Raw genomic sequence first — 20,916 nt, 5'->3', positions numbered from 1 at the left:
ATTACGAATTCGACTAACTACAAGGACTCGCCCATGAAAGCGTTCGGCAAAATCCTGGGTCTGGTACTTCTCGGGCTGTTGCTGATCATTGTGGCGGCGGGCTTCGCCCTGACCCACCTGTTTGATCCCAACGACTATAAAGACGAGATTCGCCAGATAGCCCGCGACAAGGCCCACATCGAGCTGACGCTCAATGGCGATATCGGCTGGAGCCTGTTCCCGTGGCTCGGCCTGGAACTGCATGAGGCCAGCATCGCCACCCTGATCAACCCGACCGAACCGTATGCCGACCTGCAGATGCTCGGCCTGTCCGTGCGCGTGCTGCCGCTGTTGCGCCGCGAAGTGCAGATGAGCGATGTGCGCGTCGAAGGCCTGAACCTGCGCCTCAAACGCGACAAGAACGGCCACGGCAACTGGGAAGACATCGGCAAGCTGCCACCTCCCGCCACGCCTGCCGGCAGCCCGACGCCTGCCAGCCCGCCTGTTGCAGAGGCCGCCCAGCCGGAAAAACCACCGCAGCCGATCCGCCTCGACATCGACAGCCTGACCGTCAACAACGCCCGTGTTGAATACACCGACGAGCAAACCGGCAAGCAGTACAGTGCCGAAAGCATCCAGCTGAGCACCGGTGCGGTACACGATTCGACCAACATTCCGCTGAAAGCCACGGCGTTCCTCAGCACCAATCAGCCTGTGCTGCGGGTGCGCACCGAGCTCAACGGCGAGCTGCGCATCGAACGCGCCCTGCAACGTTACAAGTTCGAAGACATGAAACTGTCCGGCGAACTGACCGGCGACCCACTACAGGGCAAGGCCATGACCTTCTCCGCCCAAGGCCAGATTTCCCTGGACAAGGCAGCGAACGTCGCCGAATGGACCGGGATCAAGATCTCCGCCAACCAGTTGCGTGCCCTCGGTGAGCTGAAAGCCAACGACCTCGACAAGACCCCGCAGATCACTGGCGGAATCTCGATCGCCCAGTTCGATCTGGCGAAATTTGTCGATAGCATCGGCCAGACGTTGCCAGCCATGGCGCCCGGCAGCCTGAGCAAGGTCGAACTGGTCAGCCGCGTGGCCGCTACGCCAACCAGCGTGGCCTTCGACAACATCAACCTGAAACTCGACGACAGCAGCTTCAGCGGGCGCATTGCCGTGGAAGATTTCGCCAAGCAGTCGCTGCGCGCGATCCTCAAGGCTGACACGTTCGACGTCGACCGCTACCTGCCGCCGAAATCGGAAAAAGCCAAAAACGCCACGCAAGTGCGTCAGGCCGAAGTCGCCAGCACCGAAGCCGATGCCATGGCCGGCGCCGGCAGCACACCGTTGCCGGACAAACCAAGCAAAAGCGCCTGGAGCACCGAGCGTCTGCTGCCGGTCGAGCGTCTGGCCAAACTCGACGTCGATGCCGACCTGACCTTCGGCCAGCTGACCCTCGACAAACTGCCGATTCAGAATGCCGCGCTCAAAGCCACTAGCCAGGGCGGCCTGCTGACGTTGGAAAATCTGCGTGGTGGCCTGTACAACGGCGATTTCGAAGCCAAGGGCACCCTCGACGTACGCCCAAGTGCGCCGGTGCTGAACCTGCAAACCAGGATCAACCGCGTACCGGCCGAGAAAATCCTCGAAAGCCAGGGCAAGAATCCGCCGGTCAAAGGCCTGGTCACACTGACCAGCAGCCTCACCGGCAGCGGCAACAGCCAGCAGGCGCTGATTGAAACCCTCAACGGCAACGCCAGTTTCGTGATCAACAACGGTGTGCTGCTCAACGCCAACCTTGAACAGCAACTGTGCAAAGGCATCGCCACCCTCAACCGCAAAACCCTCAGCGGCGAGCCACGGGGCAAGGACACGCCGTTCCAGGAACTCAAGGGCAACCTGACCTTCCGCAACGGTATCGCCAGCAACCCCGACCTGAAAGTGCGCATCCCCGGCATGACCGTCAACGGCGATGGCGACATCGACCTGCGGGTGCTGGGCATGGATTACCGCGTCGGCATCATCGTCGAAGGCGACACCAGCGCCATGCCGGATCCGGCCTGTCAGGTCGGCGAGAAATTCGTCGGCATCGAGTGGCCGCTGCGCTGCCGCGGCCCATTGGAACTGGGCGCCAAGGCCTGCCGTGTGGACAACGAACGTCTCGGCCAGGTCGCGACCAAAATGGCCGGTGACAAACTCAGCGAGAAGATCGATGAAAAACTTGGCGACAAGGTCAGCCCGGAATTGAAAAACGCATTGAAGGGGCTGTTCAAGCGATGACAGCGGAGCAGTTTTCCACGGCGGTGCTGGAATGGTTCGACCGCCACGGCCGCCACGATTTGCCTTGGCAGCAAGACATCAATCCGTATCGGGTGTGGGTGTCGGAGATCATGTTGCAGCAGACCCAGGTCAGCACCGTGCTCAATTACTTCGACCGCTTCATGGCCGCGCTGCCAACGGTGCAAGCGCTGGCCGAAGCGCCGGAGGACGAAGTGCTGCACCTGTGGACCGGGCTCGGTTACTACACCCGCGCACGCAACCTGCAGAAGACCGCAAAGATCGTCGTCAGCCAGTACGGCGGCGAATTTCCCCGTGACGTCGAAAAGCTGACGGATTTGCCGGGGATCGGCCTGTCCACCGCCGGCGCCATCGCCAGCATCAGCATGGGCCTGCGCGCGCCGATCCTCGACGGCAACGTCAAACGCGTTCTGGCGCGTTTTACCGCGCAGGAGGGTTACCCGGGTGAACCGAAGGTCGCCAAACAGCTGTGGGCCAACGCAGAGCGTTTCACGCCGCACGATCGGGTCAACGCCTACACCCAGGCGATGATGGATCTCGGTGCCACGCTGTGTACGCGCAGCAAACCGAGCTGCCTTCTGTGCCCGCTGGAAAAGGGCTGCGAGGCGCACATGCTCGGCCTGGAGACGCGCTACCCGATCCCCAAGCCGCGCAAGGCCATCCCGCAAAAACGCACGCTGATGCCGCTGCTGGCCAACGGCGAAGGCGCGATTCTGCTTTATCGCCGCCCGTCCACGGGGCTTTGGGGCGGTTTATGGAGCCTGCCGGAACTCGACGATCTCGACGACCTGCAACATCTGGCCGACCAGCACTCGCTGACCATGGGCGAGCAGCAGGCGCTGCCAAGCCTCATCCACACCTTCAGCCATTTCCAGCTGTCCATCGAACCCTGGCTGGTTCAGGTGCAGGAGGCCGGTCAGCACGTGGCCGAGGCCGACTGGCTCTGGTATAACCTCGCCACCCCGCCGCGCCTGGGCCTTGCCGCCCCGGTCAAAACCTTGCTCGAACGCGCGGCCGCCGTATTGAACGCAGGAGAGTCGTCATGACCCGCACCATCATGTGCCGCAAGTACAAAGAAGAACTGCCCGCGCTGGAACGCGCTCCTTTCCCGGGCGCCAAAGGTCAGGATATTTTTGACCACGTCTCGGCCAAAGCCTGGGCTGACTGGCAGAAACACCAGACCCTGCTGATCAACGAAAAGCGTCTGAACATGATGAACGCCGAAGACCGCAAATATCTGCAGGGCGAAATGGACAAGTACTTCTCCGGCGAGGAATACGCCAAGGCCGAAGGCTACGTTCCGCCTGCAGAGTAAACATGCAAAATCGGGGGGCGGATCGTAAGCGACGGAATTAATTTAAGAAATTTTAAAAAAGTCGTTGACGTAAATCCGAAAAACCCTTTTAATGCGCCCCGTTGCCCAGATAGCTCAGTCGGTAGAGCAGGGGATTGAAAATCCCCGTGTCGGCGGTTCGATTCCGTCTCTGGGCACCAAATACCGAAAACCCTGAATCGCAAGATTCAGGGTTTTTTTATGCCTGCGATTTGATGGCGGCTCAATCCAGTCTTTTTTCTGGGCTGCGCAAATGCGCGACGGGTTTCGAACAAAGGCGATCCGCGCTACTTTGGCCGCACCTTAAGGAAGAGGGTCATCCGCTCGATGAACCAGAAAAGAACCCGCGTCCCCCTGCCCCATCCGCCACCCTATCGCCAGAGCCGGGTGGCATTCTGGCTGACGGTGCTGGTCGGCGTACTGATCGCCTTCCTCATCGCCGCGTCGACTTATCTGATCATCCACAGCTTGATCAGCGGCTCCATCACCACCTGGAACCGATCGGGCCCACGCCATACCTACACCCTCGCGCTGCAACCCCGAATGTTCTGGTTCGAGATCGTGTCGCAGTGCGTCGGCACCCTGTTTCTGATAGCCGTCGGCTGGATCGGATTATGGATTCACCGAATGGCGCGCGAGCCCAGTGACAAGCAGCAGGCCAAGCGTACGCGGGGATAAAGGAAGGCGCGGGATACCCGCGCCTCGATTCCTCAATGCACCCGAGGTTATCCAGCGTCATTCCAGTGGAACACTAGATTGCGTGCAGTGCCGCTGCCAACGTCTGTCACGTCACGCCGTGTTTCGCCATTGCGCGTGGCGACCACGGTGTACTTACCGGGTGGCAGTTGCACGTACACCAGCGGCCCCGTTTGGGTGAGAGTCAGCACGGTTTGCCCCGGCGACTTTTGAATCACCACATCGACATCAGCGGTGTACTGGTCTTGCGCGCCCACCGCGAACGTCATGTGCAGGTTGTAGCCGGGGGTTTGCTGAATGGCTTTTGACTCGTCCAGGCCAATCCCGCCGGACAGGTAGTTGATGCCGTTTTGCTGTTGTTGCTGGACTTGCACGCCGGCACTGTCGATCGGGTCGAGGTTGGCCGCCTGCAACATCGCCGGAAGGACCAAGGCAGCCACCGCCGCGATGGGCAGCAGGAATGAAAGAACGCGCTTCATGATGACGACTCCCGGGCTCTTGTAGAGCCCAACCGTTACTCCTTATTTGATCCGGCTAGGGAAGCACGTGTTTTAGAATGATTGGAACTTGGCCTGTGTACGAAATGGACTACGCCTGCAGGACTGCATTGATTTTGTGACGCAGTGCGTCACGAATTCTCGAAAGCGCACTGCCTGCGGATCTGAAACGCAGCGCGTTCCGAATCGTTGCATTTACGCCTTGATGAAGCTCATGCTCAGGAGATCCCGCAAAGACCGAGTCCTTATGAACTCATGCAGCACTGCGCTCACCCACAGCGCCGTTATCGTCAATGAGCTCTTCCATGAGGCCGCGGCCGACGACTTTGTCCTTGGCGGCTTCATCTGGCGTCACGCCCTGCCTGACCCGCAACGCCCGGTGGTCATCATCAACGCTGCCACCTCGGTACGCTGCCGACACTACACGCGCTTCGCCGATTACCTGTTCGCCAACGGCTTCGACGTGATCACCTACGACTACCGAGGCATCGGCGAATCGCGTCCGGCAACCCTGAAAGGCCTCGAGGCTTCATGGACCGATTGGGGCGCGCTGGATTTCGAAGCGATGCTCAAGCGCGCTCAACGGGAATTCACCGGCCAGCCAATCGATGTGGTCGGCCACAGTTTCGGCGGTTGCGCGGCTGGGCTCGGCGAGTCCGGGCAGGTCATTCGTCGACTGGTGACAGTCGGCGCGCAGTTCGCTTACTGGCGCGACTATGCGCCGGCACAGCGCTGGCGCATGTTTGGTAAATGGCATTTGCTGATGCCGCTGCTGACGCGGCTCTGTGGCTATTTCCCGGGCAAACGCCTCGGCTGGCTCGAGGATACGCCAGCAGGCGTCGTACGCGACTGGAGCACGCCTGCCGCGCGCTACGAGCAGCGTCCGAGCGGCCGCCGACTGCTGAAAGCAAGCGGTCGCCTGCCCTTCGCCAATGTCCGCGCAAAGACCTTGGCGATCAGCATCAGCGACGACCCGTACGGCACGATCCCGGCCATCGAACGCCTGCTCGGCTACTTCAGTCATGCGCACAAAACCCACTTGCGCATCGCGCCGCAGGACATCGGCGAACAACAAGTCGGACATTTCGCCTTTTTTCGCAGCGCATACCAAGCCACACTATGGCCCATTGCTCTGACCTGGCTGCAAACCGGCGAGTTGGCCCCCGACACACCCGGGCGGCCAGTGCCACGCAGCTGAGCCCTTTCAACGCACGACGGAACACACCATGGCCTCCGCCAACAAGCAGCAAAAACGCGCCGCCCGGGCCAAGACCAAGGCCAAGCAAAACCGCAGCAAACGCGCCGAGGCGCCGGTCGAACTGGACCCGAACGATGACCGTATCGACTTCGAGTCGGTGGACCTGACCGAGCTGTTCAAGAAAATGATCGACGCCGAGAAGATCAGCCAGCAAGCCATGTGCACCGCGTTCCTCGAAGACCCGCTGCTGGAACTGGTCTACGAGCAGGAAGGCGAAGAAGGCGCGATGGATTTCATCCTCGCCGCGCTGATCGAGTATCGCCAGTGGTCCCAGGAAACCGACGAAGCCGGCGCCCTGGCGTGGATCGAATCCCAGGCCTTCCAGGCCGACTATGTGGCGGCGTCCGACGCGATCGCCGCACAAACCCAACAGAAGAACTGAGTTCCCATGGCATCCCTGAACAAGCAACAGAAACGCGCCAAACGCGCCAAGGCCAAAGCCAAGCACATCCGCATGGTCGGCCGTAAGCCGCTGGACCAGGACGACAACCTCGGGCATCTGGACGAGCCGATCCCGGAATACACCCTCGCAATGTTCAGCAAAATGCGCGACGCCGAAGCCGTCAGTCGCAACGAAATGCTGCTGACCCTGCTGCGCGAACTGGCGTTCATCATCGTTGACCATCCAGAACTGCTGGACATGGAAAACGCCGAGAACGAAGGCATGGCCGCCACTCACCTGGCCGCCGACATGCTGATCGACTACCGCATGTGGGCCGACGGCATGGACATCGAAACCGCCCAGGCCTGGCTGACTGAGCCACAGTTCATCACCGATTTCGGGATTGCGCTGGATACTTACGGCAAGTCGCTGGACACCCAGGAAGACAAGGGCGAATAAACCCCGCGCACAAACAAAAACGGCCGCTCGTCATTACTGACAGCGGCCGTTTTGCATTACGCGTTGCGGATCAGTTCAACACCACCGCACCACGGTTTTCCAGCTTGCGACGGCGTGCCACCAGCAGGCCGGCGGCGACTACCATGAGGCTCAGTAGGCCGGTTGCGAGGATTTCCACGCGGTGGGCTTCCTGGAACAGCATGATGGTCAGGGCGGCGACGATGAAGATGATCACCGCGTAGGTCAGGCCCGGGAACAGCCACATGCTGAAGACGATTTTCTCGCCGCGAGCCATGCGTTGTTTACGCATACGCAGTTGCGAGAACGCGATCACCAGGTACACCAGCAGCGCGATGGCGCCGGAGCTGGCCAGCAGGAATTCGAACACGGCAGCCGGGGCCACATAGTTGGCGAAGGTGCAGAGGAACGCCGCGCCGGTCGACAGCATGACGGCCCAGTAAGGCGTACCGCTTTTGTTGACCCGAGTCGACATCGCCGGTGCGTCACCGCGCTTGCCGAGGGAGAACAGCATGCGCGACGAGGTGTACAGCGCCGAGTTCAGGCAACTGGTGACCGCGACCAGCACTACGATGTCGACGATCATTTTCGCGTTCGGAATGCCCATGCGCTCAAGCACGGTCTGGTAGGAACCGAGGTTGGCCAGCGTAGGATCGTTCCACGGCACCAGGGCCACAACGATGAAGATCGATACGAGGTAGAACAGGCCGATCCGCCAGATCACCGAGTTGGTGGCCTTGGAAATCTGCTTGCCCGGGTTCTTCGATTCCGCAGCCGCGATGGTCACGATTTCGGTACCCATGAACGAGAACATGGTGGTCAGGATTGCACCCAGCACCGCGCCCATGCCGTTTGGCAGGAAGCCGCCGGAATCAAACAGGTGCGAAACACCGCTGACCTGGCTGTTCGGCAGGAAGCCGAAAACGGCCGCAAGACCCAGCGCGATGAAGCCGATGATCGCCAGGACTTTGATCAAGGCAAACCAGAATTCGAATTCACCGTAGTTTTTCACGCTGAACAGGTTGGTGACCGTCAGCAGCATGGTGATGATCAGTGCAAACGCCCAGATCTCGATACCCGGGAACCAGGCATGGAGAATGGTCGCGGCGGCGTTGGCTTCCAGTGGAATCACCAACACCCAGAACCACCAGTACAACCAGCCGATGGTGAAACCGGCCCAGTGCCCGATGGCACGGTCGGCGTATGTCGAGAACGAGCCGGTGTCGGGCGAGGCGACAGCCATCTCACCGAGCATGCGCATCACCAGCACCACCAGGGTACCGGCGGCGGCGTAGGCCAGCAGCACGGCGGGGCCGGCGGCAGCGATCGCGTGGCCGGAGCCAACGAACAGACCGGCGCCGATAACACCGGCGATCGACAACATGGTCACATGACGCGGTTTGAGCCCCTGTTCGAGGCCATTGGAGCTTGGGGTACTGCTCATCGGAACTACCTTTGCGAGGAAAGCGATTGCGTCCGTCCTGTCTGGTTTTCCTTCTCGTAAAAAGAAACCAACAGGGCGTTCCAGATTCTGCACGCAATAAATGCGCCAAAATGTTTCAAACTCTTCTGGGCCGCGGTTTTCAGCGAGACCGGACAGTCATCGCAAGTCATTGGAATGAATGGCAATTCGCCAGAGCGTTACCCTGCGACTCACTTTTCAGACGATTCAGCGCACCAGAAACACACTGAAAAAGTGTGGGATGCACAATAAAAGGGCGATTCAGGAACGTTCGGCCGGATAGCGCTTCCAACACCCCGCCAAAGCTGGCAACATCGCGCCTTTTTTTACGCAACACCCACGGGTTTGCACGATCAAACACCCGTTCGGTTGTTGATGGGGCGACAGTCTGCTGTGCCGATGCGACAACCTGCCACACGCCATCCGCTTACCGCCCGTAGCGCTGTTGGCTGCCATTGAAACGCTATGCTAGCTTGGCCGCCTCGCCAGGAAGGCCCGCCAACAGCAGGAGCGCAACATATATGAGGAACGCACATGGCTGAGGCCACGCCCGCGCTTGAAATCCGCAACTTGCACAAACGCTACGGACAGCTTGAGGTGCTCAAAGGCATCTCGCTGACCGCCCGCGACGGCGATGTGATCTCGATCCTCGGTTCCTCCGGTTCCGGCAAGTCCACGTTCCTGCGTTGCATCAACCTGTTGGAAAACCCGCACCAGGGTCAGATTCTGGTGGCCGGGGAAGAACTCAAGCTCAAGCCCGCCAAGAATGGCGAACTGGTTGCCGCTGATGGCAAACAGATCAACCGCCTGCGTTCCGAGATAGGTTTTGTATTTCAAAACTTTAATCTGTGGCCGCACATGAGTGTGCTCGACAACATCATCGAGGCCCCGCGCCGCGTGCTCGGCCAGAGCAAGGCCGAGGCAATCGAAGTCGCCGAAGCGCTGCTGGCCAAGGTCGGCATCGCCGACAAGCGCCACGCCTACCCGGCGCAACTGTCCGGCGGTCAACAACAACGCGCCGCGATTGCCCGCACGCTGGCGATGCAGCCGAAGGTGATTCTGTTCGACGAGCCCACCTCCGCCCTTGACCCGGAAATGGTTCAGGAAGTACTTAGTGTCATCCGCGCACTGGCCGAAGAAGGCCGCACCATGTTGTTGGTGACCCACGAAATGGGCTTTGCCCGTCAGGTCTCCAGCGAAGTGGTGTTCCTCCACCAGGGGCTGGTGGAAGAGCAAGGATCGCCTCAGCAGGTGTTCGAAAACCCGCTTTCGGCGCGCTGCAAACAATTCATGTCCAGCAACCGCTAACGGAGCAACATGCATGCAGAATTTTAAAAAGGTCTTCCTGGCCGCTGCCGTCACCCTCGCGTTCAGCGCCGGAGCCATGGCCGAGACCCTGAAGATGGGCATCGAAGCGGCGTACCCGCCGTTCAACAACAAAGACGCCAGCGGCAACGTGGTCGGCTTCGACAAAGACATCGGCGACGCCCTGTGCGCCAAGATGAAAGTCGAGTGCAGCGTGGTTACCTCCGACTGGGACGGCATCATTCCTGCGCTGAACGCCAAGAAGTTCGACTTCCTGGTCTCCTCGCTGTCGATCACCGAAGAGCGCAAGGGCGCGGTGGATTTCACTGACCCGTACTACTCGAACAAGCTGCAGTTCATCGCACCAAAAGATAAAGACTTCAAAACTGACAAGGATTCGCTCAAAGGCAAGATCATTGGCACCCAGCGCGCAACGCTCGCCGGTACCTGGCTGGAGGACACCTACGGTAGCGATATCGAAGTCAAACTCTACGACACCCAGGAAAACGCCTACCTGGACCTGACCTCCGGTCGTGTCGACGCCATCCTGGCCGACAAGTACGCCAACTACGACTGGCTGAAAAGCGACGCCGGCAAGAACTATGAGTTCAAGGGCGACGCGGTCGTGGAAAGCGACAAGATCGGCATCGCGGTGCGTAAAGGTGATCCGCTGCGTGAGAAGCTGAACGCCGCGCTGAAGGAAATCGTCGCTGACGGTACCTACAAGAAGATCAACGACAAGTACTTCCCGTTCAGCATCTATTGATCTGACCTGCGGGACCGGCACCGTGATCCGACGGCGCCGGCTCCCGGCCTTGCCTGCCGCGATTTGAAAAGAAATCCATGATTATCGACCTCTACGGATTCGGCCCGGCCCTCGCCGCCGGTGCGCTGATGACCGTCAAACTGGCGCTGACGGCCCTGTGCCTGGGACTGGTGCTCGGTCTGCTCGGCGCCTTGGCCAAGACTTCCCCGTACAAGCCGCTGCAATGGCTTGGCGGCACTTATTCGACGCTGGTGCGTGGCGTCCCGGAATTGCTCTGGGTGCTGTTGATCTACTTCGGTACGGTCAACCTGATGCGCAGCCTCGGTGAGTTTTTCGGCAATCCCGACCTGCAACTCAGCGCCTTCGCCGCCGGCGTGATTGCGCTGGGCCTGTGCTTCGGCGCCTACGCCACGGAAGTGTTCCGCGGCGCGATCCTCGCCATTCCCAAGGGCCACCGTGAGGCCGGCGTGGCGCTGGGCCTGTCGAAATGGCGGATCTTCACCAAGCTGATCATGCCGCAGATGTGGCGCATCGCCCTGCCCGGCCTGGGCAACCTGTTTATGATTCTGATGAAAGACACCGCGCTGGTGTCGGTGATCGGCCTGGAAGAAATCATGCGCCACGCGCAGATCGGCGTGACCGTGTCGAAACAACCGTTCACGTTCTATCTGGTGGCGGCGGTCATGTACCTGGGCCTCACCGTGCTGGCGATGACCGGCATGCACTTCCTGGAAAAACGCGCCGCTCGCGGCTTTGCGAGGAGCGCTTCATGAACTGGGAAGTGATCATCAAATGGCTGCCAAAACTGGCGCAGGGCGCGACCCTGACCTTGGAGCTGGTGGCGATTGCCGTGATTGCCGGCCTGTTGCTGGCCATTCCGCTGGGCATCGCCCGCTCCTCAAAGCTGTGGTATGTGCGCGCCTTGCCCTATGCCTACATCTTCTTTTTCCGTGGCACGCCGTTGCTGGTGCAACTGTTCCTCGTCTATTACGGCCTGGCGCAGTTCGATGCAGTGCGTAACAGCGCGCTGTGGCCTTACCTGCGCGATCCGTTCTGGTGTACTACCGCGACCATGACCCTGCACACGGCGGCGTACATCGCCGAAATTCTGCGCGGCGCGATTCAGGCGATTCCACCCGGCGAGATCGAAGCGGCGCGAGCGCTGGGCATGTCCAAACCCAAGGCGATGTTCTACATCATGCTGCCGCGAGCGGCGCGCATCGGCCTGCCGGCCTACAGCAATGAAGTGATCCTGATGCTCAAGGCCAGCGCGCTGGCGAGCACCGTGACCCTGCTGGAACTGACCGGCATGGCCCGCACGATCATTGCTCGCACCTACCTGCCGGTGGAAATCTTCTTCGCCGCCGGCGTGTTCTATCTGCTGATGTCCTACGTGCTGGTGCGCGGCTTCAAGCTGCTGGAGCGCTGGCTGCGCGTCGATGCCTGCCAAGGGCGTTGAAACTTCACACGTGCTGACGGGCGAGGCCCTACTCGCCCGCTTCACCGCGCTGGATGCTTTTCTGATTGAGCATCAGGCGCTGTGGAAACCTCGTCCGTTCACCCATCTTTCGCTTCCATGGGAAACCGACTACCCCGAATTGTCCAAGTGGCTACGCGGACGATCGCTGGAAGATGCAGAGCGGGCGCATAACCATCCTGCCGATCTCGTCGATGCCCCGGAGCCGTTCGCTTCATTGGCGGCATTGTCGATTGAGCTGAGCGCGGTTGGTGAGCTACCGGAGCATGCGCTGGAAACCCCAGGCCATCGATTGAATGTCGATGTGCCGGGGCGCAAGTGGCAGCAGATCGAGGCGTTCGCCAGTCGCTTGTCTTTTGCCTCGCAGCCGACGCACTGGCTGGACTGGTGTTCCGGCAAGGGACATCTGGGCCGACGCCTGTTGGGTACGGGGCAACAACTGACTTGTATCGAATACGATCCGGCGTTGGTCGCCAGTGGTCAGGCATTAAGTCAGCGCCGTCATTTGCACGCCCTGCATGTCGAGCAGGATGTACTGGCGGCAGACGCAGCGAGCGTTATAAATGCTCAGCACACCCCGGTCGCCCTGCACGCCTGCGGCGATCTGCATGTGCGCTTGATGCAACTGGCGAGCGCGGCCGGATGTCAGCAGATGGCCATTGCCCCGTGCTGTTACAACCGGATCGATCGCAGCGAGTATCAGGCATTGTCCTCAGCGGGCTTGCGATCCGCCCTACAGCTCTCGCTCGAAGATCTGGCACTGCCAATGAGCGAAACCGTCACCGCCGGTGCAAGAGTCCGACGTCAGCGCGACACCTCCATGGCCCGACGCCTGGCTTTCGATTTGCTGCAACGGCAAGTGCGCTGCGTCGATAAATACCTGCCCACCCCGTCCCTGCCCAGCGCCTGGCTGGACAAATCCTTCGCCGATTACTGCCGCGACCTGGCAGCGTTGAAAGAGTTATCCACAATCGGCGCGCCAGATTGGCAGGCACTGGAAGCCGCCGGTTGGCAGCGGTTGGCCGAAGTTCGCAACCTGGAATTACTGCGCGGACTGTTCCGACGACCGCTGGAGCTTTGGCTGAATCTTGATCGAGCCATTTTCCTCGCCGAACAGGGATACGTCGTACGCCTCGGCACCTTCTGCGACGCACCGCTGACTCCGCGTAATTTCCTACTGTTGGCCGAGCGCGCTTGAAATCTTTACAGCCTGTGGATAACTCTGTTGATGGTTTTCCCGTGGATCCAATATTCACGGCTGTTAGACCGCTTAAACAGCATTGGTCATTTTTTGTTCATATTGATAAAAAACCCGTAAAACAGGGATTTGCGCACAAAATGAGAACGTGTCCACAAAATCCCCTGCAATGCAGCCGTAGCGCCCATCCGTTGTGCATAAGCTTCCAATCAAAACGACATAAACGGGTGAAATGGGTGCTTGAACGGTGAAGAAATCCTGCCCTCACGCTCATTCTGGTTTGATCGCGTAGCACCTCGGTTTTGCGGCTAAAAACTCGGCGACACCGCTCACGCCAAGCCTGATCCAGCGCCTGCGTAAAAATAGTCTGAATTCAGGGGTTTACAGAACCAACCCAATCGCTATAATCGTCGCCCACACGCCGGTATAGCTCAGTTGGTAGAGCAACTGACTTGTAATCAGTAGGTCCCGGGTTCGACTCCTGGTGCCGGCACCATATAAAACAAGGCCTCGCAGCGATGCGGGGCTTTTGTTTGTCTGCAAGACGTAATAAACGACGTAACAAGGGAGGACATGCGATGAACTGGAAGTCGCTAGATTGGAAATACCTCGTCATGTTCGTCGTTACGCTGGGCGGCTCCCTGATCCCTATCTACATGGGTCAATCCGATCAAGCCGCACGCTCTATTACAGTCAAGCGCCTCGCATCCACCTCTCTCCAACCCGTTCGCCACGCTGGCAACCAAGAATTGGAAGTGATGCTGGATGGACGAAAAATCGATGATCCCTATTTCTCGGTGTTGAAGGTGATGAATACCGGGTCCAAGCCGATCGTAAGCTCGGATTTCGAAACGCCTTTGGAATTGGCCGTAACGGGCGACGCCACAATCGTTAGTGCCCAAGTAACCAGGTCGAGCCCTCCGGATATCACTACGAAGGTCTCTATTGACGACAAGCGCGTCATGATCGCTCCCTTTCTTTCTAACCCCGAGGACGCTCTTTTCCTCACGGTAATAACGTCGGGAGGCCAACCTGGCTTTGAACCGCGCGCCAGGATCGCGGGCGTGAAGTCTATTCCGTTCGTTGAATCATCCGTTCCTCAACCTAGCAACCTCAGTTTCGCCTTCAAGCTCGTTAGCGCGTTCGCAATGATCAGCCTCTATTTTCTGTACATGGCAAATGCGAGCAATAGTTTGGTCGTGTCGCGACCAATGGCTTACGGAACTGGCATGTCTTTAATACTGGGATGCACGTTCACGCTGCTGAGCATGCCGGAGCAAATTGCGAACGTCCTTACCAGCAACATAGCGACTATCGCAGGGCTTGTCGTGTTCATGATCTGCGGTGCTTTAGTGGCATTTCTGATCCACAGAAAAATGAAATGGCACTAAGCAGTTTCCGCATGTGTTTGAGCGATGCGCACGTCAGAGAGTGCTCACTGACTCATCTATGCAAGAGGTGAACCTAGTCTCCATCTACAGAGCATCCTCTTTTATGTTGACCCATGGGAAACCAGTATTTTTGGTAAGTTTTTCCGTGATTGCTCTGAAAACCTTAATACACAAGGCCTCTAGGTTATTAGATTAGGTAAGTTTTAAGTAATATATAGAAATAACATTACCTTTTACCTAGGTCAGAAATCGAAAATAAAATATCCATATAAATCATATACTTAGCAAAAAATTACTCCCCTCCTTACTCCAAAAAGCCAGTGCAAAGTAAGTGCTCAAAACCGCATCGCACGCGGGCTCCAGCTGATTTCTTACCTGTCCATACCAAAATTACTTGTTTCCCATGGGTCACCTGAAAAAAGGGCCTCAAGATCGAGCTCCTGGCCGCTCAAAAAAGAAGTGGGGTGTGCAGGGTTTTGTAGGTTTTTCTCTTCCCCCTGTTCGCACAGGAGAAGCCCGGCGGGCGCTGCTGATGGATGGCTGCAGGTGTGCAGAAATTGAGACCCATTTAGCCCGCAGGCGTGGCGGGGGGACGACGGCGCGCGCCAGGTGCAGACCAGCCTAGAGCCTCCGGACTGCCCCGCAATGGTGCACGAACAGCCCCCCAGCCACCGACCATCGGTCACCGACGGACCGCCACCTACCATCGGCCACACGCCACCGGCTACCGGCTACCGGCTACCGGCTACCGGCTACCGACCGATGGTGGTGACCACCACAACAGAAGGACGGCCCCCGGCGGCTGCAGCGTACAGTGATATGAAATATTGTCCGGGGACACTTGATCCCCGGACATTGAGAGGCGTACAGTGCGGTCGTCGCTGCAAATTCAGCGACCGGGCTTGGTAACCCGACATGCAAAAGGCGCAACAGCGCCCATCTTCACAACTGCAGGCGCTTTTTTTGTGCCCGCAGTTCCGTGTTATGGCGGCTGTGCGTGGGAGGTCTTCGGGCCTGCCGGGTTCCTTTTGCCCCGGTTTACCAACCTGCGTACAGCTGCCACCCATTCGCTTGGTAACGAACGTGGCAGCTCCTGTCAGCAAAAGGAGCTTCACTATGACCGCCCTCATTCCGTCCAGAATCCGCGCACTTGCCCATCGCCGCATGGCTCTCGCCGCGTTGCACGCTAACTCCTCCCTCGCTACTCGCCTCAAGCGCTACAACCATCACATGCACCAGGTGCGCGTTCTTGAAACGCACGGGGATGCCGTATGAGAAAGCCCTACTGCCTCTCTGACGACGATCTGTTTGATTGGGAACGGGTGCGGGATTCGCTTGCCCTGTGCATGCGCTCGCTCAGCAGGCCGACCACGCCGGCCTGTACACGCCGCAAATGCTGGCTGGCTTCTTGGACCGGATCTGCGCTGACTTGGACAGCGTCATTCGCTCCGCCAACAACAACCATCGCCGGATCTGAATCGTTAAAGGGTATCGGTAGTACCGATACCCTTGGCCCACTCTTTGGCGGCTTGAAGCCGGCAACCGCATAGTGAGAAACGCAATGTCGATGCCATCTATATTTGAGTTTGAAACCCTCCCCGTTCGCATTGATACCGGCGAGGATGGCGAAACCTGGTTCGTAGCAACGGACGTCTGTCGTGTCCTCGAAATTGCGAACCCAAGCGACGCATACAGTCGGCTGGATGACGACGAAAAGGGTACGCGCAATGTGCGCACCCTTGGTGGACCACAGCAGGTGGTGATGATCAATGAGGCAGGCTTATACAGCCTGGTGCTCTCAAGCAGAAAACCTCAAGCGAAACGGTTCAAACGCTGGGTCACTCATGACGTGCTCCCATCGCTGCGAAAAACCGGCAGCTATTCGCTCAGCGAGAAGCTCACGGTCAATCAGCAGATCAGCATGTCGAAGCATCGTCTTGGGCTGGTGAAGGAGTTGATGCGCACCCGCAATCGGACAGTGCGTGATTTGCTCGGTATCGAGATCACGAAGCTGTCCACCGCAATGGGTTTGCCGGTACCGGATCTGGAAACCATCGGCAGCGTTGAGCCTCCCCAGGCCGACATTGTTGCTGATTTCTGGGCCGCGCTGCTGCAGCTGGACAGCAAAGGCATTGTCTACAATCACTCCAAGGACTCGCAACTGATCGCGCTGAACATGCCTCACCTTGCTGAGCTGTTCGCTGCACACGGCATCCAGACCATCCTCGGTACCGACGTCACCAACGCGTTGAAGCGCTGCACCGCGCCACAGTTTTTGGGGCAAAAGGCGGTGGATAGCATCATTCGAAAAACCACCACCAAATGCTGGGTGTTCAAGAAGGTCGCCCAGATCCAAGCCCCGTGAACTGACGGCAGCCCTTACCGTCTTGGTAAGCAGACGGTAAGGGCGATAGCTTCTCTACCTTTATAGGTGGGACACCGAAAATGAACGAGACACAAAGCAACAGCGATCCAATAACCCTGACCATTGCCACCCCAGCGGGTGCTTATGAAAGCGAGTTTTTGTCGGAGGCTGAGACGACTGCGCTCGCTCACTTCGTGAAACGCGTCGGCTGGTTTGAGTTCAACAGCCACGCGGTAAACGAAGATGAGGCCCACCTGGTAAAGCAAGCCGTCGATAAGCTGCAGAACGTCCTTTCACGCTCCGGCTTCGATCCGCTCTGATAGGCTCGGCATAAAGCTTATGAGGCTCCCACCGGAAGAATGGGAGCCTTTTTATTGGGTGGAATCTGCATCGTCGACCTGCGCCGGTAAGCGTCCGCGCTCTTCAGTCATTATCTGTTGCAGCAGATGTAGCGCCGTGAGGTTGCCGCCTAGATTATCCCGCCACGACTGGTGGGTGACCTTGTACAGGCCATCGATCTTCGCAATGACACGGCGGTACCGCTCGACCTCGAGGACCAACCGTCGGCATTCGGGATGGGACACCCAAATGTAGCGCAGCTCGGCCTGTGTCACCGGTTTGAAAGGGGGAAGCTCGCGAGCCATAAGGAAACGACCATACTGTATGCACAAACAGTATTCTCGGAGAGCGGAGGTCAAGCGCGCAACTGCCGTTGAGCAGGGCGTGGCACTCAAATGAAGATAATCCCAATGCTGGCATTGTGTTCATTCGTGTTAAAGGCCAAAATTCAGAGGCAGGGAAGCGGCATCTACACGCGAGCCAGGCGAGGACGCTTTCGGGCGACCGGTCCATCTCTGTAAAACGAAGTCGGCCATACGTTGACGGCCTCTCAGAAGTTTTCCAGATATGGAGTGAGCTAGTGCTTAGCCCTGCTGAACAGAAACAAGCTAAAATCGTGTTTGGGTTGATCAGAGAGGCAAGCAGCCTCGAGGTTGTTCGTGAGTTTTTGCGGGATCGAAAAGTCCCCATCACCGCACCGAACTGGGATGAGCTTTACATCCAAAGAGTTTTGCCGGCGTTAGAGTCGAAGAAGCTGACGATCGAAGACTTGTCTGCACTCCTGCGGCAAGTAGAAGAGTATGGCAAACAGCACATCTTTCTCTTCAAGTGCTCCTCCGCAGATGCACAGAAGATACTGGGCAGGGCTCGAGTGGAGTCGATTGCTGCGGAGTTAGAGGTGTTAGAGCGAATGACCGTTCCTCTCCATCTCGAAATGCCTGAATCTCCCGAGATAGTAGACATAAGACTAGACGAGGCCCCCAACGGCGCGGGGCCAGTCTCGTTGACAGTTAAAATCTGCGAAACTCGCGAGAGCAGCAAGCTGGTAGAAGATAGCTTGGATCCTGCAACGAACCGAAGAACCAAGACCTATCAAATAACAAAAAAGAGAGCAATAAGTATCGCTCACTTAAACCGCGACGGCCTCTTACAAGTAAGAATTGCCTCAAGAGATACATCAACAAAATATCATGAGCAATTATCCGCAATGATTGCCAAGATACTAAAATTCGTACCTATCAACCTGTTTGAACCAGTCTCCTTAAGCAAAGCTAAAGAGACCTTATATAACAAGCAGGAAGATTTTGCTGGGATAATCCGTTATAGCACAACCACTGCTATGAATGATTTCGGTGTATCCATGAACCTTGCTGCATCGAACCTGTCTAAAAATCTTTCAGATGACGGAGGCTCGTCCGCCGCAATGAAAAGCTTCATGGCAGAAAAAGGTTTTGTGACGGGTTCTAATATTTGGTTTATAATGCCAGATGATGCTAGTCGGCAAATACACGTTTATTTGAGCGGCGAGCGGAACGAGTTTGCAATAACCGCAACTTGCACGCCTGGGGAATATTCTTATGTTATCGAAAAGATTCTCTCCCTTAATTGAAGAAAATCCGCAAATTGCAGATGCTCTCGTTAGGGTAGCTGAGCACTTTGAAGATATCGAAAGAGCCAGCGGCGCAAGAGTCTATGATGTGACTATGAACATCAATCGCCTATTTGATATATCTCAAGCAGGAAGCTCCGCTCGCTTCGCGAAAGTGGCGACACTTTTGGTGCAAGCCGGAATCATGGAGCGTCGCTTAGTGATCAGGTCACCACTCGGCCCTGAAATCCTGCAGGTGGAAAGCTGGTACGATTGCCCTTCTTTTGTCTTCGATCCTCTGAGAGGCGTTGAGATGGAGGTCAGTGATGATGATCTAGAAACCATGTACAGCGTGGCGAAAGATGAACTCCACTGAAGTCATACAGTTAGTTGAAAAACTGTGGAACGCGACTGACCCTAAAGAACGAAAAGAAGTATTCGGCTTACTACGATCGACAATCCCAAAAGAACATCAAGTATTGTTCGATGCATTGGTCGATAATAAGCGTAGCGGTATTGTCGACAGCCCCAATTCAAGGATACTCGTTCTTATCCATGGCATCCGAACGGATGGCGCTTGGCAGCGGGATGTTCAACGAGAGTTTCACGGCGTTGAAAACTTGCAAGTGCATGATTTGGGATATGACGTAGTAACCGGTCTGCAATTAGCTGGTCCATTCCGTAAAGGGCCAGTTAATAAAATCGTGCGAGACATCAGAAGACTGAAAAGCGAAGAACCATTGGCTAAGATTTCTGTAATCGCTCACAGCTTCGGAACTTATGTAGTAAGTCGAATTCTGGAAGACCATCCAGATATTAAGTTTGAAAAAATTGTGCTAAGCGGATGTCTTATTAAACGAAGTTATCCGTGGGATCGCAACGCTCAAAATATGCAGAAAAGCTCAATCATCAATGATGTAGGCGTGAGAGATATTTGGCCACTAATAGCCAGCTGCTCTACATGGGGATATGGTAGTACCGGACGCGTAGGATTTAAGAGCGCGACTGTTACAGACAGGTATTTTAATTATTCCCATAGCGAATTCTTTGAAAATGATGGATTGCATATAAGGAAGTATTGGCGCCCGTTATTTGAATTCGACGAAATTGTTCCATCCGAGTGGGAAGCCGATACCAACCGGCCAAAAACCGGTTTTACCACGCTGTTCGCGGCACATCAGAATACTGGTATAGCAGCGATTGTTGTTATATTGATCGTAGCGATGGTGTTGTATTTCTTATTTAATAACGCATGATTGAGCGCTAGCACGCCAAGCGCGTTTGACGTACTAGCGCTAGATACTTCTCACCAGTTGAAATAAACCAGCTCGTTAACCTCAATGCCGCCGCTACCACCTACGGTATGTCGGAACGGCACCTCCTTCAGGCGCAACCCCGCAAATACCTCGCGAATTTTCGGATGGTCACCCACCGATATCACCATCTTCCCCCGGATTGATCGCGCCAGATCCGCCATGGCTTCGAACTGTTCAAAACCAAAATCCCCAGCGTCATATCCAGCGGTTTCCCAATACGGCGGATCCAGATAAAACAGCGTGTGGTTCCGATCGTACCGGCGGATGCACTCCTTCCAATCCAGGTGCTCAACAGTGGTTCGCGCCAGGCGCAGATGGGCGTCGCTGAGCTTCTCTTCGATACGCAGCAAATTCAGCCTCGGCGCCGAAGTGGTCGCGGTCCCGAAAGACCGGCCTTTCGCCTTGCCGCCAAAACACAGGTTCTGCAGATAGAAAAAGCGCGCTGCGCGCTGGATATCGGTCAGCGTGCGCGGCGCCTGCTCTTTCGCCCATGCGAACATCGTGCGGCTCACCAGTGCCCATTTGAACTGGCGCACGAACTCTTCCAGGTGATTCGCAACGACCCGATAGAGATTCACCACCTCGCCGTCGAAGTCGTTGATCACCTCCACGCGGCTGGGCTCCTTCATAAAAAACAAGGCCGCGCCGCCGCAGAACGGCTCAACGTAGCAATCATGATCTGGAAACTCCGGCAGGATGTGTTTCGCCATACGGCGCTTACCGCCCATCCAAGGGAAAATCGGTGCAGACATTGGTGGTCCTTACTTCGGATTGAAAATGGGCGGCAGCTTC

At 57.2% G+C, this 20,916-nt stretch carries 23 protein-coding genes and 2 tRNA genes; 21 read left to right on the top strand and 4 right to left on the bottom strand.

Going from position 1 to position 20,916, the window contains the following annotated elements:
* Window positions 1-33 precede the first annotated feature (33 nt).
* From ACOYXG_RS01195 to ACOYXG_RS01175, 5 genes are all read left to right on the top strand, one after another.
* A complete protein-coding gene (locus tag ACOYXG_RS01195; RefSeq protein ID WP_460355470.1) occupies window positions 34-2,256 on the top strand; it encodes an AsmA family protein in 2,223 nt (740 codons plus the stop codon).
* Complete coding sequence (mutY, locus tag ACOYXG_RS01190; RefSeq protein WP_027611250.1) at window positions 2,253-3,320, top strand: A/G-specific adenine glycosylase; 1,068 nt, start codon at window positions 2,253-2,255, stop codon at window positions 3,318-3,320. The genes ACOYXG_RS01195 and mutY overlap by 4 nt, the downstream gene beginning before the upstream one ends.
* Window positions 3,317-3,589 (top strand): oxidative damage protection protein, encoded by a 273-nt coding sequence (locus ACOYXG_RS01185; protein WP_008024947.1) that lies wholly within the window; start codon window positions 3,317-3,319, stop codon window positions 3,587-3,589. Before mutY ends, ACOYXG_RS01185 begins: the two co-directional genes overlap by 4 nt.
* Window positions 3,590-3,692: 103 nt before the next feature.
* A tRNA-Phe gene (locus ACOYXG_RS01180) sits at window positions 3,693-3,768 on the top strand.
* Window positions 3,769-3,934: 166 nt separating this feature from the next.
* The gene (locus ACOYXG_RS01175) at window positions 3,935-4,285 is read left to right on the top strand and encodes a hypothetical protein (protein ID WP_096796699.1); all 351 of its coding nucleotides are present in this window, start codon (window positions 3,935-3,937) and stop codon (window positions 4,283-4,285) included.
* Window positions 4,286-4,332: 47 nt separating this feature from the next.
* On the opposite strand, the gene ACOYXG_RS01170 is transcribed toward ACOYXG_RS01175, so the two are convergent.
* Entirely contained in the window at window positions 4,333-4,782 is a 450-nt protein-coding gene (locus tag ACOYXG_RS01170) for a carboxypeptidase regulatory-like domain-containing protein (RefSeq protein ID WP_460355467.1), read from the bottom strand.
* 265 nt (window positions 4,783-5,047) lie between these two features.
* On the opposite strand from ACOYXG_RS01170, the gene ACOYXG_RS01165 reads away from it, so the two are divergent.
* The 3 genes from ACOYXG_RS01165 to ACOYXG_RS01155 are packed head-to-tail and all read left to right on the top strand — an operon-like array spanning window position 5,048 to window position 6,899.
* Entirely contained in the window at window positions 5,048-5,998 is a 951-nt protein-coding gene (locus ACOYXG_RS01165) for an alpha/beta hydrolase family protein (RefSeq protein ID WP_460355464.1), read from the top strand.
* 28 nt (window positions 5,999-6,026) lie between these two features.
* Window positions 6,027-6,440: a hypothetical protein gene (locus ACOYXG_RS01160; protein ID WP_460355461.1), complete on the top strand. Its 414-nt coding sequence runs from the start codon at window positions 6,027-6,029 to the stop codon at window positions 6,438-6,440.
* A gap of 6 nt (window positions 6,441-6,446) precedes the next feature.
* A complete protein-coding gene (locus ACOYXG_RS01155; protein WP_027611244.1) occupies window positions 6,447-6,899 on the top strand; it encodes a hypothetical protein in 453 nt (150 codons plus the stop codon).
* A gap of 70 nt (window positions 6,900-6,969) precedes the next feature.
* Here the strand turns inward: ACOYXG_RS01155 and gabP are convergent, their stop codons facing one another.
* On the bottom strand, window positions 6,970-8,361 hold the full coding sequence (gene gabP / locus ACOYXG_RS01150) for a GABA permease (protein ID WP_027611243.1): 1,392 nt from the start codon (window positions 8,359-8,361) through the stop codon (window positions 6,970-6,972).
* Window positions 8,362-8,913: 552 nt separating this feature from the next.
* On the opposite strand from gabP, the gene ACOYXG_RS01145 reads away from it, so the two are divergent.
* From ACOYXG_RS01145 to ACOYXG_RS01100, 10 genes are all read left to right on the top strand, one after another.
* Window positions 8,914-9,687 carry an ABC transporter ATP-binding protein gene (locus ACOYXG_RS01145; RefSeq protein WP_007961695.1) on the top strand — a complete coding sequence of 258 codons (774 nt, stop codon included), beginning with the start codon at window positions 8,914-8,916 and terminating at the stop codon, window positions 9,685-9,687.
* Window positions 9,688-9,700: 13 nt separating this feature from the next.
* Window positions 9,701-10,450, top strand: coding sequence for an ABC transporter substrate-binding protein (locus ACOYXG_RS01140; RefSeq protein WP_027611242.1), 750 nt, complete (start codon window positions 9,701-9,703; stop codon window positions 10,448-10,450).
* A 77-nt stretch (window positions 10,451-10,527) separates the two neighbouring features.
* Window positions 10,528-11,223: an ABC transporter permease gene (locus ACOYXG_RS01135; protein WP_007961693.1), complete on the top strand. Its 696-nt coding sequence runs from the start codon at window positions 10,528-10,530 to the stop codon at window positions 11,221-11,223.
* Window positions 11,220-11,909 (top strand): ABC transporter permease, encoded by a 690-nt coding sequence (locus ACOYXG_RS01130; protein ID WP_007961692.1) that lies wholly within the window; start codon window positions 11,220-11,222, stop codon window positions 11,907-11,909. Before ACOYXG_RS01135 ends, ACOYXG_RS01130 begins: the two co-directional genes overlap by 4 nt.
* Entirely contained in the window at window positions 11,890-13,125 is a 1,236-nt protein-coding gene (locus tag ACOYXG_RS01125) for a methyltransferase (RefSeq protein WP_097086938.1), read from the top strand. Before ACOYXG_RS01130 ends, ACOYXG_RS01125 begins: the two co-directional genes overlap by 20 nt.
* A gap of 420 nt (window positions 13,126-13,545) precedes the next feature.
* Window positions 13,546-13,621 (top strand) — tRNA-Thr (locus ACOYXG_RS01120).
* An 82-nt stretch (window positions 13,622-13,703) separates the two neighbouring features.
* Entirely contained in the window at window positions 13,704-14,516 is an 813-nt protein-coding gene (locus tag ACOYXG_RS01115; protein WP_460355455.1) for a hypothetical protein, read from the top strand.
* Window positions 14,517-15,632: 1,116 nt separating this feature from the next.
* Window positions 15,633-15,791, top strand: coding sequence for a hypothetical protein (locus tag ACOYXG_RS01110; protein WP_222017179.1), 159 nt, complete (start codon window positions 15,633-15,635; stop codon window positions 15,789-15,791).
* Window positions 15,792-16,077: 286 nt separating this feature from the next.
* A complete protein-coding gene (locus tag ACOYXG_RS01105) occupies window positions 16,078-16,881 on the top strand; it encodes a BRO-N domain-containing protein (protein ID WP_460355452.1) in 804 nt (267 codons plus the stop codon).
* A gap of 80 nt (window positions 16,882-16,961) precedes the next feature.
* The gene (locus ACOYXG_RS01100) at window positions 16,962-17,201 is read left to right on the top strand and encodes a DUF7706 family protein (protein ID WP_460355449.1); all 240 of its coding nucleotides are present in this window, start codon (window positions 16,962-16,964) and stop codon (window positions 17,199-17,201) included.
* Window positions 17,202-17,252: 51 nt separating this feature from the next.
* Here the strand turns inward: ACOYXG_RS01100 and ACOYXG_RS01095 are convergent, their stop codons facing one another.
* Complete coding sequence (locus ACOYXG_RS01095; RefSeq protein ID WP_460355446.1) at window positions 17,253-17,525, bottom strand: hypothetical protein; 273 nt, start codon at window positions 17,523-17,525, stop codon at window positions 17,253-17,255.
* Between the two features lie 275 nt (window positions 17,526-17,800).
* Between ACOYXG_RS01095 and ACOYXG_RS01090 the strand changes: the two genes are divergently transcribed.
* From ACOYXG_RS01090 to ACOYXG_RS01080, 3 genes are read left to right on the top strand one after another with little or no spacing between them, the layout of a single operon-like run.
* Complete coding sequence (locus ACOYXG_RS01090; RefSeq protein WP_460355443.1) at window positions 17,801-18,829, top strand: hypothetical protein; 1,029 nt, start codon at window positions 17,801-17,803, stop codon at window positions 18,827-18,829.
* Entirely contained in the window at window positions 18,798-19,184 is a 387-nt protein-coding gene (locus tag ACOYXG_RS01085; RefSeq protein ID WP_460355440.1) for a hypothetical protein, read from the top strand. Before ACOYXG_RS01090 ends, ACOYXG_RS01085 begins: the two co-directional genes overlap by 32 nt.
* On the top strand, window positions 19,171-20,064 hold the full coding sequence (locus ACOYXG_RS01080) for an alpha/beta hydrolase family protein (RefSeq protein WP_460355437.1): 894 nt from the start codon (window positions 19,171-19,173) through the stop codon (window positions 20,062-20,064). Before ACOYXG_RS01085 ends, ACOYXG_RS01080 begins: the two co-directional genes overlap by 14 nt.
* Before the next feature lie 50 nt (window positions 20,065-20,114).
* On the opposite strand, the gene ACOYXG_RS01075 is transcribed toward ACOYXG_RS01080, so the two are convergent.
* Entirely contained in the window at window positions 20,115-20,876 is a 762-nt protein-coding gene (locus ACOYXG_RS01075; RefSeq protein ID WP_222017188.1) for a DNA adenine methylase, read from the bottom strand.
* Window positions 20,877-20,916: the final 40 nt, after the last annotated feature.

The sequence above is a fragment of the Pseudomonas sp. G3-39 genome (assembly GCF_054790485.1).
This window is presented reverse-complemented; position numbering and strand designations above follow the sequence as displayed.

What these genes read in the sequence shown, in the direction of transcription:
- ACOYXG_RS01195 (WP_460355470.1), top strand. Translation starts at nt 34, where the DNA reads ATGAAAGCGTTCGGCAAAATCCTGGGTCTGGTACTTCTCGGGCTGTTG.
- mutY (WP_027611250.1), top strand. Translation starts at nt 2,253, where the DNA reads ATGACAGCGGAGCAGTTTTCCACGGCGGTGCTGGAATGGTTCGACCGC.
- ACOYXG_RS01185 (WP_008024947.1), top strand. Translation starts at nt 3,317, where the DNA reads ATGACCCGCACCATCATGTGCCGCAAGTACAAAGAAGAACTGCCCGCG.
- ACOYXG_RS01175 (WP_096796699.1), top strand. Translation starts at nt 3,935, where the DNA reads ATGAACCAGAAAAGAACCCGCGTCCCCCTGCCCCATCCGCCACCCTAT.
- ACOYXG_RS01170 (WP_460355467.1), bottom strand. Translation starts at nt 4,782, where the DNA reads ATGAAGCGCGTTCTTTCATTCCTGCTGCCCATCGCGGCGGTGGCTGCC.
- ACOYXG_RS01165 (WP_460355464.1), top strand. Translation starts at nt 5,048, where the DNA reads ATGAACTCATGCAGCACTGCGCTCACCCACAGCGCCGTTATCGTCAAT.
- ACOYXG_RS01160 (WP_460355461.1), top strand. Translation starts at nt 6,027, where the DNA reads ATGGCCTCCGCCAACAAGCAGCAAAAACGCGCCGCCCGGGCCAAGACC.
- ACOYXG_RS01155 (WP_027611244.1), top strand. Translation starts at nt 6,447, where the DNA reads ATGGCATCCCTGAACAAGCAACAGAAACGCGCCAAACGCGCCAAGGCC.
- gabP (WP_027611243.1), bottom strand. Translation starts at nt 8,361, where the DNA reads ATGAGCAGTACCCCAAGCTCCAATGGCCTCGAACAGGGGCTCAAACCG.
- ACOYXG_RS01145 (WP_007961695.1), top strand. Translation starts at nt 8,914, where the DNA reads ATGGCTGAGGCCACGCCCGCGCTTGAAATCCGCAACTTGCACAAACGC.
- ACOYXG_RS01140 (WP_027611242.1), top strand. Translation starts at nt 9,701, where the DNA reads ATGCAGAATTTTAAAAAGGTCTTCCTGGCCGCTGCCGTCACCCTCGCG.
- ACOYXG_RS01135 (WP_007961693.1), top strand. Translation starts at nt 10,528, where the DNA reads ATGATTATCGACCTCTACGGATTCGGCCCGGCCCTCGCCGCCGGTGCG.
- ACOYXG_RS01130 (WP_007961692.1), top strand. Translation starts at nt 11,220, where the DNA reads ATGAACTGGGAAGTGATCATCAAATGGCTGCCAAAACTGGCGCAGGGC.
- ACOYXG_RS01125 (WP_097086938.1), top strand. Translation starts at nt 11,890, where the DNA reads ATGCCTGCCAAGGGCGTTGAAACTTCACACGTGCTGACGGGCGAGGCC.
- ACOYXG_RS01115 (WP_460355455.1), top strand. Translation starts at nt 13,704, where the DNA reads ATGAACTGGAAGTCGCTAGATTGGAAATACCTCGTCATGTTCGTCGTT.
- ACOYXG_RS01110 (WP_222017179.1), top strand. Translation starts at nt 15,633, where the DNA reads ATGACCGCCCTCATTCCGTCCAGAATCCGCGCACTTGCCCATCGCCGC.
- ACOYXG_RS01105 (WP_460355452.1), top strand. Translation starts at nt 16,078, where the DNA reads ATGTCGATGCCATCTATATTTGAGTTTGAAACCCTCCCCGTTCGCATT.
- ACOYXG_RS01100 (WP_460355449.1), top strand. Translation starts at nt 16,962, where the DNA reads ATGAACGAGACACAAAGCAACAGCGATCCAATAACCCTGACCATTGCC.
- ACOYXG_RS01095 (WP_460355446.1), bottom strand. Translation starts at nt 17,525, where the DNA reads ATGGCTCGCGAGCTTCCCCCTTTCAAACCGGTGACACAGGCCGAGCTG.
- ACOYXG_RS01085 (WP_460355440.1), top strand. Translation starts at nt 18,798, where the DNA reads ATGTTATCGAAAAGATTCTCTCCCTTAATTGAAGAAAATCCGCAAATT.
- ACOYXG_RS01080 (WP_460355437.1), top strand. Translation starts at nt 19,171, where the DNA reads ATGAACTCCACTGAAGTCATACAGTTAGTTGAAAAACTGTGGAACGCG.
- ACOYXG_RS01075 (WP_222017188.1), bottom strand. Translation starts at nt 20,876, where the DNA reads ATGTCTGCACCGATTTTCCCTTGGATGGGCGGTAAGCGCCGTATGGCG.